This window comes from Nocardia sp. NPDC051463, assembly GCF_040681975.1.
Lineage (GTDB): Bacteria > Actinomycetota > Actinomycetes > Mycobacteriales > Mycobacteriaceae > Nocardia.
Map to the genome: position 1 here is coordinate 125,077 of NZ_JBFBAB010000007.1, position 12,854 is coordinate 137,930.

At 65.1% G+C, this 12,854-nt stretch carries 9 protein-coding genes; all 9 read left to right on the forward strand.

Features of this window, described 5'->3' with window-relative positions:
* The first annotated feature begins 23 nt into the window (after window positions 1-23).
* Complete coding sequence (locus tag AB0M74_RS12920; protein ID WP_364905695.1) at window positions 24-1,373, forward strand: MCE family protein; 1,350 nt, start codon at window positions 24-26, stop codon at window positions 1,371-1,373.
* A complete protein-coding gene (locus AB0M74_RS12925) occupies window positions 1,370-2,446 on the forward strand; it encodes an MCE family protein (protein ID WP_364905696.1) in 1,077 nt (358 codons plus the stop codon). The genes AB0M74_RS12920 and AB0M74_RS12925 overlap by 4 nt, the downstream gene beginning before the upstream one ends.
* Window positions 2,447-3,466 (forward strand): MCE family protein, encoded by a 1,020-nt coding sequence (locus AB0M74_RS12930; RefSeq protein WP_364905698.1) that lies wholly within the window; start codon window positions 2,447-2,449, stop codon window positions 3,464-3,466.
* Window position 3,467: 1 nt separating this feature from the next.
* The gene (locus tag AB0M74_RS12935; protein ID WP_364905701.1) at window positions 3,468-4,736 is read left to right on the forward strand and encodes an MCE family protein; all 1,269 of its coding nucleotides are present in this window, start codon (window positions 3,468-3,470) and stop codon (window positions 4,734-4,736) included.
* The gene (locus AB0M74_RS12940; protein ID WP_364905703.1) at window positions 4,736-5,977 is read left to right on the forward strand and encodes an MCE family protein; all 1,242 of its coding nucleotides are present in this window, start codon (window positions 4,736-4,738) and stop codon (window positions 5,975-5,977) included. The genes AB0M74_RS12935 and AB0M74_RS12940 overlap by 1 nt, the downstream gene beginning before the upstream one ends.
* Entirely contained in the window at window positions 5,974-7,215 is a 1,242-nt protein-coding gene (locus tag AB0M74_RS12945; protein ID WP_364905705.1) for an MlaD family protein, read from the forward strand. Before AB0M74_RS12940 ends, AB0M74_RS12945 begins: the two co-directional genes overlap by 4 nt.
* A gap of 130 nt (window positions 7,216-7,345) precedes the next feature.
* Window positions 7,346-8,107, forward strand: a complete 762-nt coding sequence (locus AB0M74_RS12950) for a hypothetical protein (RefSeq protein WP_364905708.1) — start codon at window positions 7,346-7,348, stop codon at window positions 8,105-8,107.
* A gap of 12 nt (window positions 8,108-8,119) precedes the next feature.
* Window positions 8,120-8,884: a hypothetical protein gene (locus tag AB0M74_RS12955; RefSeq protein ID WP_364905711.1), complete on the forward strand. Its 765-nt coding sequence runs from the start codon at window positions 8,120-8,122 to the stop codon at window positions 8,882-8,884.
* Window positions 8,885-9,311: 427 nt separating this feature from the next.
* A complete protein-coding gene (locus tag AB0M74_RS12960) occupies window positions 9,312-12,821 on the forward strand; it encodes a DNA-directed RNA polymerase subunit beta (RefSeq protein WP_364905713.1) in 3,510 nt (1,169 codons plus the stop codon).
* Window positions 12,822-12,854: the final 33 nt, after the last annotated feature.

A 12,854-nucleotide genomic window follows, 5' to 3' on the forward strand; every position in this document is an offset into this window, starting at 1 on the left:
GGCGAGCGAAGCGAGGCTCGGTCATGAGTTCCGTTCAGGCCTGGCGGTCTACCGAAAAGGTACGGGTCCGGGTTCTCGGTATCGCGTTCTTCGTGATCTGCGCGCTGTTCCTGTGGACCACCGTCGCGATCTACAACAAGCAGTTCGTGAAGACTGTCGAGGTCAACCTGATCACCGACAGTGTCGGCAATGCGCTTACCCGCAATGCGGACGTCAAGGTTCGCGGCGTCAATGTCGGTGAAGTCCGTTCCAGCGAGTCCGAGGGCGGCAAGGTGACGCTGTTGCTGGCGCTGGATCCGGGCAAGGCCGGACAGATTCCGGTGAACGCGACGGCCAGGCTCCTACCCAAGACGTTGTTCGGAGAGCGGTATGTGGATCTGGTCATCCCGGACGATGCCAGCGCCCAGCATCTGACCAATGGCGTCACCCTGCACCAGGACACCAGCGGCAACGCGATCGAGATCAGCAAGTTGCTCGACGATCTGCTGCCGCTGCTGCAGGCGATCCCGCCGCAGGATCTGGCCGCCACCCTTGGCTCGCTGTCACAGGCGCTGTCGGGTCAAGGGCTTGCGCTCGGCGAGACGATCGAGAAGCTGGACAACATCTTCCGCGAGGTCAATGTGGTGATGCCGGATCTGCAGCAGGATCTTGCTAGCTTCGCCGACGTGGCCGCGACCTACTCCGATGCCGCGCCGCAGCTGATCGACGCGCTGAACAATCTGCGCACCACCAACGCGACCATTGTGCAGAGGCGTTCGCAGATCGACACGTTGATCGCCTCGCTGACCCCCACCGCGGCCACCACCGCCGACTTCTTCCTCGCCAACCATGACAACATCATCGATCTGGCTGCTGACTCCCGACCCGCACTCGAACTGTTGGCGACCTACTCGCCCACCTACGCGTGCGCACTGGCGAACTTCGCCAAGATGAAGCCGCGCATCGACCGGCTCTTCGGCAAAGGCACCGATCGGCCCGGCTCGCGAGTGACCATCGAACTGGTCAACACCCGCGGCAAGTACCTGCCCAACCAGGACGAGCCGCGCTGGCTGGACACCAGGGGGCCGTGGTGCGTTCCGGAGTATCCGCTCGGCGTCGACCCGGGGCAGTACACCGGCGGTTCCGCCAACGAGGGTTCTTATCAGGTGCCAAGCCGCAACCCCGGCGATCAGACCACCGGATACCTGGAGGCGCCGCAGTTCGGTGTCTACCCGGCAGGCAATGCGCCGACCGCGGCGAATTCGCCGCTGGAGCAGCAGACTCTCGGCGCGATCTACGGTGCGGCCAACGGTGTCTCGCCGGATCAGGTGCCCAGCTGGGTGACTCGGATCGGAGCGCCCGCATTCCGTGGAAGTGAGGTGAGCGTGCGATGAAACAGAAGCTGCGTGGCGTGGGATCGCCGCTGACCAAACTGATCATCTTCGTCATCGTCACCCTTTTCGCGACCGTGGTGCTCGGTCTGTCCATCGCGAACTACAGCGGTGGCGGTACCGAATTCAAGGCCAGGTTCGTCGATGTCACCTCGCTGAACCCGGGCGACGAGGTGCGCATCGCGGGTGTGCGAGTCGGCAAGGTCACCGACGTCTCGATCGTGGACAAGCGGCTGGCCGAGGTGAAATTCGAACTGGCCGACCGCAATTGGCTGCCCGCCTCCACCACGGCGACCATCCGCTACCGGAACCTGGTTGGCCAGCGCTATATCGCGCTCGAGCAGGGCGCGGGCGAGCAGGGCCGCAAGCTCAACAAGGGCGCGACGATTCCGCTGGAGCACACCCGTCCGGCATTGAATCTGACCACCCTGTTCAATGGCTTCCGCCCGCTGTTCCACACGCTCACCGCCGACGACGTGAACAAGCTGTCCTTCGAGATCATCCAGGTGTTCCAGGGCGAGCAGGGCACCATCAAAGATCTGGTGACCAGCACCGCGAGCCTGACGAACAAGATCGCGGACAAGGATGCCGTCATCGGGGAACTCGTGAAGAACCTGACTCTCGTGCTGGAAACGGTCAACCAGCGCGAGGACAACTTCGACCAGCTGATCGTCAATACCGAGGCGCTGGTGAGCGGGCTTGCCGCCGAGCGCGACACGATCGGTCGGTCGGTGACCTCGCTGGGCAATCTGGCCTCGGCAACCTCGGATCTGCTTGTCCCGACCCGGCCGTCGCTGCAGGGTTCGATCGCCGGGCTCAACCAGCTCACCGGCACCCTCAACGAACGCAAGGACGACGTGAACGAGGTGCTGCACAACCTCCCGATCAAGATGGAGAAGCTCGGTCGCGTGGGCAGCTACGGCTCGTGGTTCCAGTTCTATCTGTGCGGTATCGACATCGCCGTCGGGCCGGGTGTGTCGGATGCGCCGCAGCTCAACCTCCCGGCCGAGATGCCGACGATCAACCAGCCGCTCTACACCAACGCCGCGCCGCGCTGCCATGGGAAGGGCCGCTAGATGGACGACCGGATCCTGCTCGGTAAGCGCAGCCCCGCATTCATGGGTGTGCTCGGCCTCGTGATGGTGCTGCTGGTGACGATCTCCGCGTTCTTCCTGGACCGGCTGCCGATCATCGGCGCAGGCACCAAGTACACCGCCGAGTTCACCGAGGCGGCGGGCGTCAAGAAGGGCAATGAAGTCCGCATCGCCGGCGTCAAGGTCGGTGCGGTGTCGGATGTCCGACTGGCCGGTGACCGGGTGCTCATCGACTTCCGCACCAAGGACGCCTGGGTCGGCAACGAGACGACCGCCTCCATCCAGATCAAGACCGTGCTCGGGCAGAAGTACCTGGCGCTGGACCCGAAGGGCTCCAAGCCCGCCGATCCGAGCAAGCGAATCCCATTGTCGCGCACGCTTTCTCCGTACGACGTGGTGGATGCGTTCAGTGATGCGGCAAAGAACATCGACGACATCGACACCGCGCAGCTGGCCACCAGCATGCGGGTGCTGTCGGAGGCCTTCGCGACCACGCCGCCGGAGATCCGCGCCTCCATCGATGGTGTCGCGAGACTCTCGGAGACCCTCGGCAAGCGCGACCAGGAACTGAAGCGGATGTTCGCCGCGACCAAGCAGACCACCCAGGTACTCGCGGATCGCAACGCCGAATTCGAGCGGCTGCTCGCCTCGGGCGGGCAGTTGCTGACCGAGCTGAATGTTCGTCAGCAGTCGATCTCGCAGTTGCTCACCGGAGCAAAGACGGTGGCGGCCGAGCTCAGCGCGCTGGTGCACGACAACCAGAAGCAGATCGGCCCGGCGCTGACGAATCTGAAGGCGTCCATCGACCTGCTCAACGCCAACCAGCAGAACATCTCCAAGACATTGGAACTCGCGGGTCCGTTCTACGGCCTCTACGCCAATGTGCTCGGTACCGGTCGTTGGTTCGACGCGGTGATCGTCAACCTGGTTCCGCCGGGCCTGCCGGAGATTCCCGGTGATCGGCCGCCGGTGCGTTCTTTCGGCCCCCTGGAAGGTAACTGACATGGCGACGAGCTGGCGCGGTGAGCCGTTGACCGCACTGCGGTCCTCCAGTCGCGGCACCAAGGCGGCCATTGCCGTGGTGGTGGTCGCTGCCCTGTTGGCGGCGGGTGTGCTGTGGTGGTTGTTCGATCGGATGACCACCACCAAGATCACCGCCTACTTCGACCGATCGGTCGGCATCTACGAGGGTTCCGACGTGCGGGTGCTCGGGGTGCCGGTAGGACGGGTCGCCTCCGTCGAGCCGTTGGGTGATCAGGTCAGGGTCGTCATGGACGTCGACCGGAAATATGACGTGCCCGCCGACGCGAAGGCCGCGCAGATCACCCCCTCGGTGGTCTCCGACCGATTCATCCAGCTGACGCCGGTGTACACCGGCGGGCCGAAGATGGGCCGCACCGCGACCATTCCACGGGAGCGCACCGTCACCCCGGTGGAGGTCGACCAGCTGTACAAGAGCATCACCGAGCTGTCGGATGCGTTGGGCCCCAACGGCGCCAACGCCGAGGGCGCGGTGAACGAGTTGGTGCGCACGTCGGCGGCGAACCTGGCAGGCAACGGTGAGGCGCTCGCCAACAGCATCACGCAGCTCTCGCGGGCGGCGCGCTACCTGTCCGACGCGCGCGGGGACATCTTCGACACCGTCAAGAACCTGCAGAGCTTCGTGACCATGCTGGCCCAGAACGACTCGCAGGTGCGCCAATTCAACGCGCAGCTCGCGGACCTGTCCGGGTTCCTCGCCGGCGAACGGCAGAACCTCGGTGAAGCGTTGAATCTGCTGTCGATCGGCCTCGGTGATGTCGCCCGATTCATCGACGACAACCGCGACCTGATCGCCGACAACGCGCAGGCGCTCACCCAGCTCACCAAGACCCTCGCCGACAAGCGCGACGATCTCGCCGCCGCGCTTCCGGTGCTGCCGCTGGCGCTGAGCAATCTGATCAATGTGCACAACGGCGAGTCGGGCACGCTCGATATGCGCGCCAACTTCACCGATCTGCAGGATCCGTTCGGCGTGGTGTGCAAGATGCTCGACCTGGGCAAACTGATGCCGGGCGATCCGAAGTTCGAAGCCATCGGCAAGCAGATGCGTCCGCTGCTCGACCACTGCAAGGAGATCACCGATCAGATCACCGCCGGCGTGAAGACGCCGACGCTGATCCTGCCGTTCGGCATCCTCAGCGGCGAGAACGAGCAGCGCGCTCCGGTGCCGGGGACCGTGCCGGGCACCCCATCCGATCGGCTTCCGCCGTCGCAGGGAGGTGGCCGGTGATGAGCCGCAACATGATTCGCAAGGGCGCGGCGGCCGTGGCGGTGAGCGCGGTCGGCCTGTTGGTGGCCTCGTGCGCCTCCAACGGCATCTACAGCGTCCCGCTGCCGGGTGGCGCCGATGTCGGCGCGCACCCGATGCGCATCGACATCCAGTTCGACGATGTGCTCGACCTGGTGCCGCAGTCCGCGGTCAAGCTCGAAGGCGTGCCGGTGGGCCGGGTGGAGGAGATCGGCATCGGCAAGGACCAGTGGACCGCGAGCGTGCGGACCCTGGTGAACTCCTCGGTCGACCTGCCAGCCAACGCAAAGGCCGAGGTGAAGCAGACCAATCTGCTCGGTGAGAAATTCATCGAGCTGACCAGACCTACCGCGGATCCGGACCCGAAGAAGCTCACCGACGGTTCGGTGATCCCGGTTGCCAATACCCGGCACGCCACCGAAATCGAGCAGGTGCTCGGCGCGATGTCGTTGCTGCTCAACGGTGGTGGCGTCGCGCAGCTGCAGCCGATCGTCACCGAGCTGAACCGGACGCTGGGTGGCCGCGAGGACAAGGTGCGTTCGCTGCTCGACCAGGCGAACATGCTCATCACCGGACTGGACGTGCAGGTCGAGAACATCACCAGGGCCATCGACGGTCTCGCGACATTGAGCAGCCGGGTGGCCACTCAGACCGATCAGATCGGCAAGATCCTCGACGAGCTGCCCGAGGGCATCAAGATACTCGACGAGCAACGCCCGCAGCTGATTTCGATGCTGGCCCAGCTCGATCGGGTCGGCCAGGCCGGTTTCGAGGTGCTGGACCGCTCGAAGAACGATCTGATCACCGATCTGCGTGCACTGCGTCCGACACTGCAGGAGCTCGGCCGCGCGGCGCCGGATCTGGTGACGGCGCTGCCGCTGGTGCCGACCTACCCGTTCCCCGACTCCTCGCTGGAGGGCACCTTCGGTGGTCAGGTGAACACCTGGCTGTCGGTGGACCAGCAGATCGGCGTGACGCTGAGCAATCTCGGCGTCGGCAAGGGTGATCCGGTGTACATCCCACCGAAGACGGGTCCGACACCGGTGATCAACCCGACCAACCCGTACTACAACGGGAACGGTCCGCGGCCGGGCTGGCCCACGGTGTCGATCCTGCCGTTGCCGCCGAATATGGCGTTCGCGCCCGCGAACGGCGTTGCGCCGTCGACGAATCCGCTCGGTGCGATTCTCGACCAACTCGGTATGGGAGGTGGTCGGAGATGACCCGCCTTGTCCGTAATCAGCTGATTGTCTTCGTCGTGCTCGCGGTGGTGGGTGTGGTGCTCGTCAGCGCCAAGTACATCCGCCTCGACAACATGCTCGGCTTCGGTCTGTACACCGTGAAGGTGGAGACGGCGCACACCGGCGGCCTCTACAAGGGCGCCGAGGTGACCTACCGCGGCGTTCCTGTCGGCAGGGTCGGCGAGCTGGAGCTCTCCGACAAGGGCGTGGTGATGAATCTCGTCATCGACTCGAGCTCGCCGCACATCCCGGCCTCGGCCAAGGCCGTCGTCGCCAACCGTTCCGCCATCGGCGAGCAGTACCTGGATCTGCAGCCCGATTCCGATCGCGGTCCCTATCTGCGCGAGGGCTCGGTGATCACCTCGGCGACGACACCGGTATCGATCGAGGAACTGATCGGCAGTGTGGACTCGTTCACCAGCTCGGTCGACCTGGCCGCGCTGAACACCACCGTCACCGAGCTCGGCAAGGCGTTCAACGGCAAGGGTGACGACCTCCAGGTCTTCGTCGACTCGCTGAACAAATTCACCATGACGTTCAACGAGACATTGCCGCAGACGATTCAGCTGATCAAGGACGGCCGGATCGCGCTGGGCACCCAGGCCGAGCAGGACAGCGCCATCCGCCGATTCAGCGATGGCCTCGATCTGCTGACCGCTCAGCTGCGTGCCAGTGACCCCGATCTGCGCAGGCTGATCGGGACGGGAACCGACGCCAGTGACCAGATCGGCGCGCTGGTGAGCGAGAGTGGCTCCGCACTGACCGAGGACTTGGCGAACCTGCGCCAGGTGTTGCAATCCATCTCGCCGAAGTTCTACGCGCTGCGGCCGCTGCTGATCATGCTGCCGTCGCTGTCCATCGGCGCCTCCTCCACCGCTCCCGGCGACGGCACCAGCCACTTCGGTCTCGTCCTCGAAGCCAACAACCCACCGGCGTGCACGGTGGGCTACGAGGGGACGCAGCGGATCCTCGAGCAGATGAAGCGCGAGAACCCGGATTTCGATGACACGCGTGACGAGTTCCCGTTCAACCGGGATGCGAAATGCACTGTGCCGTTTGGTAATCCGACTGCGGTGCGCGGTGGCGCGCGGGCCGATCTCGCCGACCCGAGCATCGTGCAGCCATGGGATTCCAACCCGAAGACCGACCCGGAAAAACTGAACCTCAACCCGATCGCTGTTCAGATGGCCACCCTGTTGGGGGTCACGCCGAAGCGGTGACCAGGACCGACGCGGCGTCGCCGCAATAATTACTGACGTTAGGGTGTGCAGTCGTGAGTGAGCGCAGCGAGCGAACCATAGGCACAGCGCCACGGGGCACGACGCAACCGTGCGTCAGCGAGGTGCGGTCGTGAGCCCCGATCTTTCCAAGGAACAGCCGGAACCCACCGAGCCCGATTCCACGGAATCCGACGCCACGGCCGTCCCTACCGAGGCTGCCGTCGAGTCGCCGATCACTGACCCGTCCACCGAGGAGCGGGCGGTCGATTCCGGGTCCGCCGATAGCACGGCGGGCCGGCCGCCGTTCGTCGTCACCGTGGTGGCCGCGGGCGCTCTGGTGATCGCGCTGGTCGCCGCGGTCTGGTTCGGCGGGGGCTGGGTGCGTGCCGCGTTCTTCACCGACGGTCCGCGCACCGAGGCGCGTGATGCCGCGCTCACCGATGCCAGGCAGGCCGCGATCAACCTGATGTCGATCGACCCGGCCGATGTGGACGGCTCGATCGCGATGATCCAGTCCTCGATGACCGGCCAATTGCTCGACGAGGCGACCAAGGGGCAGCAACAGCTGCGGACGACGGCCTCGGAGTCCAAGACCAAGCTGGAGTCGAAGGTGCTCGGCGCCGCGCTGACCTCGTTGAACTCCGAGCGGGACCGGGCGTCGGCGCTGGTGGTGCTGCAGGTGACGCGCAGCGCGCCCGATACCGCGCCGGTCAGCTTCCGGCAGTCCTGGACGCTGAACATGATCAAGGAGGGCGAGGTCTGGAAGGCGGAGAAGGCGGAATCGCTCGGGCAGCCGGTGCCGCTGGACGCACCGAAACCGGGCAGCGCGCCCGGTGCGCCGCAAGTGCCCGGTGCCCCCGCACCCGCGCCCCCGACCAAGCCCGGCTCGTAGGAGGACCGATTCATGGCATCCAAACGACCCGTCAACCGCGTAACGCCCAGGAATCGGGCTGCCACCGACCGTGCGGTCGCAGGCGCGGGAGCGCGCGATCGGCGAGCCGCTGAGCCTGTCGCGCCGAAGCGCAGGCCGACCGGCAAGACCCGGGTCGCCGAGGAGCCGCGCACCGCGGGCACCCGCCGTCCGAGGGTCGCTGGCAACACCGAGACGGTCGAATCCGGCACGCCACCGCAGCGCGGCGTCGAGCAGCGGCCTGCTCGACGGCCACTGCGGCGCTCGAACACCGGCTGGGGCGTCGTCATCGCGGGTGTCCTCGCCACGGTGCTGCTCGCCGGTTTCGCGGTGTTGGCGGCCTTCCGTCCCGGCATCGACGATTCGAACCAGGCGTTCGTGCGGACCAAGGCCACCGAAGAAGTGACCGCGGCGGCGGAGCACGCGCTGCGCACCGTGTTCGCCTACGACGTGAAGCAGCTCGACGGCTACAAGGACGCGGTCCACCAGGTGGTCACCGGGCAGATGCTGACCGACTTCGACAAGTACGCCGACACCAATATCGCCGCCATCAAACAAGCCCAGACCAGCGCGGATGTCGATGCCAAGCCGATCGGAGTGACCTTGCTCACCGACGACAAGGCCGAGCTGCTCGTCAATATGGTCGTCAGCGCGAACAAGGACGGCGTCGCGCAGGAAAGCGCCTCCGGTCCGATCGTTTTGCGCATGCAGAAAAACGACGGACGTTGGCGCGCCAGCGACATCGTCGATCGCAATTGAGCAGCGCGACCTGGTGATCTTGTAGCGCGGCAGGCGATCTCGGTGCGCCCCTGGTCGGCGCTGCCACTTGACGAGTTTCGCCCGACCCGTCACGCTATTCACAACAGCGGCAGCTGTCACAGTGGCTCCAAGCGCCCCGTGGCTCCCGACGCAGCCAGCGATTCGGACACGGCGCGCCAGCCATATAGGTCACGGCGCGCCGCCACGCGGAGGCTCGGTCGAGTGGTACTTTGACACCTCGGCGTACATAGGTGTAGGTTTGGACGTTGCGCTGGCTGCCTCCTGTCCATACCTCGATTCGCACACGTGAGTTCCACCCTTCCGGTGTTACTTCTGTTGTCGCTTGTTCGGGTTTCGTTCGGGTTGTAACCAGCGGAATTCGTAGCAGACAAGCGACGGTCGCGGACCACCACGCGACGCGCGTGAGGTGCTGGAAGGACGCATCTTGGCAGTCTCCACCCAGACCAAGGCAGTTGCCGGAATCCCCGGAGCCCCATTGAGGGTGTCTTTCGCGAAGATCCGTGAACCCTTGGAGGTGCCCGGACTTCTCGATCTACAGACGGACTCATTTGCATGGTTGATCGGCTCGCCTGCATGGCGTGAAAAGGCCGCGCTCCGCGGCGACGGCGGACTAACGGGGGGTCTCGAGGAGGTGCTCGAGGAGCTCTCGCCGATCGAGGACTTCTCGGGCTCGATGTCCCTGTCTTTCTCGGATCCTCGTTTCGAAGAGGTCAAGGCCTCCATCGACGAGTGCAAAGACAAGGACATGACCTACGCGGCGCCGCTGTTCGTCACCGCTGAGTTCATCAACAACAACACCGGTGAGATCAAGAGCCAGACGGTCTTCATGGGTGACTTCCCGATGATGACCGACAAGGGCACGTTCATCATCAACGGCACCGAACGCGTTGTCGTTTCGCAGCTGGTGCGTTCGCCGGGTGTCTACTTCGACAACAGCGTCGACAAGAGCACGGAAAAGGACCTGCACAGCGTGCGCGTCATTCCGAGCCGCGGCGCGTGGCTGGAGTTCGACGTCGACAAGCGCGACACCGTCGGTGTCCGCATCGACCGCAAGCGTCGCCAGCCGGTCACCGTGCTGCTGAAGGCGCTGGGTTGGACGACCGAGGAGATCGTCGAGCGTTTCGGCTTCTCCGAGATCATGATGTCGACCCTGGAGAAGGACAACACCGCCGGTCAGGACGAGGCGCTGTTGGACATCTACCGCAAGCTGCGTCCGGGCGAGCCGCCGACCAAGGAGTCCGCGCAGACCCTGCTGGAGAACCTGTTCTTCAAGGAGAAGCGCTACGACCTGGCGCGCGTCGGTCGCTACAAGATCAACAAGAAGCTCGGCATCCACCTCGGCGAGCCGATCACCGCGTCGGTGCTCACCAAGGAAGACATCGTCACCACGATCGAGTACCTGGTGCGTCTGCACTCGGGCGATCGGAACATGACGGCTCCCGGCGGTGAAGAGGTTCCGGTCGAGGTCGACGACATCGACCATTTCGGTAACCGTCGCCTGCGTACCGTCGGTGAGCTGATCCAGAACCAGATTCGGGTCGGTCTCTCCCGTATGGAGCGCGTGGTGCGCGAGCGGATGACGACTCAGGACGTCGAGGCGATCACGCCGCAGACCCTGATCAACATCCGCCCGGTCGTCGCCGCGATCAAGGAGTTCTTCGGAACCTCCCAGCTGTCGCAGTTCATGGACCAGAACAACCCGCTCTCGGGTCTGACCCACAAGCGCCGTCTTTCGGCGCTCGGCCCGGGTGGTCTGTCCCGTGAGCGCGCCGGCCTGGAAGTCCGTGACGTCCACTCCTCGCACTACGGACGTATGTGCCCGATCGAGACCCCGGAAGGCCCGAACATCGGCCTGATCGGTTCGCTGTCGGTGTACGCGCGGGTCAACCCGTTCGGTTTCATCGAGACCCCGTACCGCAAGGTCGTCGATGGTCGCGTCACCGATGAGGTCAAGTACCTCACCGCCGACGAAGAGGACCGCCACATCCGTGCGCAGGCCAACTCGCCGGTCGACGCCGAGGGTCGCTTCCTCGAGGACAAGGTCCTCGTCCGTCGTCTCGGTGAAGAGGTCGAGTTCGTCTCGGCCGCCGAGGTCGACTACATGGACGTCTCACCGCGTCAGATGGTGTCGGTCGCGACCGCGATGATTCCGTTCCTCGAGCACGACGACGCCAACCGCGCCCTGATGGGTGCGAACATGCAGCGTCAGGCTGTGCCGCTGATCCGTTCGGAGTCCCCGATCGTGGGCACCGGCATGGAGCTGCGCGCCGCCGTCGACGCAGGCGACGTCGTCGTCAACGAGAAGTCCGGTGTCGTCGAGGAAGTCTCCGCCGACTACATCACGGTGATGGCCGACGATGGCACTCGCAAGTCCTACCGGATGCGGAAGTTCGCGCGTTCGAACCAGGGCACCTGCGCCAACCAACGTCCGATCGTGGACGAGGGTCAGCGGGTCGAGCAGGGCCATGTGCTCGCCGATGGTCCGTGCACCGAGAACGGTGAGATGGCGCTGGGCAAGAACTTGCTCGTCGCGATCATGCCGTGGGAAGGCCACAACTACGAGGACGCGATCATCCTGTCGCAGCGCCTCGTGGAAGAGGACGTCCTCACCTCGATCCACATCGAAGAGCACGAGATCGACGCTCGCGACACCAAGCTCGGTGCCGAGGAGATCACTCGGGATATCCCGAACGTCTCCGACGAGGTCCTCGCTGATCTCGACGATCGCGGCATCATCCGGATCGGCGCCGAGGTTCGTGACGGCGACATCCTGGTCGGCAAGGTCACCCCGAAGGGTGAAACCGAACTGACCCCGGAAGAGCGGCTGCTGCGCGCGATCTTCGGTGAGAAGGCGCGTGAGGTCCGTGACACCTCGCTGAAGGTGCCCCACGGTGAGTCCGGCAAGGTCATCGGTATCCGCGTGTTCTCGCGTGAGGACGACGACGACCTGCCTCCCGGTGTCAACGAGCTGGTGCGCGTGTACGTGGCGCAGAAGCGCAAGATCCAGGACGGCGACAAGCTCGCCGGTCGGCACGGCAACAAGGGTGTTATCGGCAAGATCCTCCCGACCGAGGACATGCCGTTCATGCCCGACGGCACCCCCGTCGACATCATCCTGAACACCCACGGTGTGCCGCGTCGTATGAACATCGGTCAGATCTTGGAGACCCACCTCGGGTGGATCGGCAAGGCGGGCTGGGATGTCGGGGCCGATGCGGACGGCGCGAACCGTCCGGATTGGGCCAAGGCGCTGCCGGAAGAGATGCTGGCGGCTCCTGCCGATTCCAACATCGCGACCCCGGTGTTCGACGGCGCCCGCGAAGAAGAGCTGACCGGTCTGCTCGCGTCGACCCTGCCGAACCGCGATGGTGAGCGCATGGTCGACGAGAACGGCAAGTCGACCCTGTTCGACGGTCGCTCCGGCGAGCCGTTCCCGTACCCGGTCGCGGTCGGCTACATGTACATCCTGAAGCTGCACCACTTGGTCGACGACAAGATCCACGCCCGTTCGACCGGCCCGTACTCGATGATCACCCAGCAGCCGCTGGGTGGTAAGGCGCAGTTCGGTGGTCAGCGTTTCGGCGAAATGGAGTGCTGGGCCATGCAGGCCTACGGCGCTGCCTACACGCTGCAGGAACTGCTCACCATCAAGTCCGATGACGTTGTCGGCCGCGTGAAGGTCTACGAGGCGATCGTCAAGGGCGAGAACATTCCGGAGCCGGGCATCCCGGAGTCGTTCAAGGTGCTCCTCAAGGAACTCCAGTCCCTGTGCCTCAACGTCGAGGTGCTGTCTTCCGACGGCGCCGCGATCGAGATGCGCGACGGCGACGACGAGGACCTGGAGCGCGCGGCGGCGAACCTGGGCATCAACCTGTCCAGGAACGAAGCAGCCACCGTCGACGATCTGGCGAACTAGGCGGTCGGCCGGATGTCGTTCACTTCGAACGGC

Bases quoted from the DNA above. Each gene is read 5' to 3' on its own strand.
- AB0M74_RS12920 (WP_364905695.1), top strand. From the start codon at position 24: ATGAGTTCCGTTCAGGCCTGGCGGTCTACCGAAAAGGTACGGGTCCGG.
- AB0M74_RS12925 (WP_364905696.1), top strand. From the start codon at position 1,370: ATGAAACAGAAGCTGCGTGGCGTGGGATCGCCGCTGACCAAACTGATC.
- AB0M74_RS12930 (WP_364905698.1), top strand. From the start codon at position 2,447: ATGGACGACCGGATCCTGCTCGGTAAGCGCAGCCCCGCATTCATGGGT.
- AB0M74_RS12935 (WP_364905701.1), top strand. From the start codon at position 3,468: ATGGCGACGAGCTGGCGCGGTGAGCCGTTGACCGCACTGCGGTCCTCC.
- AB0M74_RS12940 (WP_364905703.1), top strand. From the start codon at position 4,736: ATGAGCCGCAACATGATTCGCAAGGGCGCGGCGGCCGTGGCGGTGAGC.
- AB0M74_RS12945 (WP_364905705.1), top strand. From the start codon at position 5,974: ATGACCCGCCTTGTCCGTAATCAGCTGATTGTCTTCGTCGTGCTCGCG.
- AB0M74_RS12955 (WP_364905711.1), top strand. From the start codon at position 8,120: ATGGCATCCAAACGACCCGTCAACCGCGTAACGCCCAGGAATCGGGCT.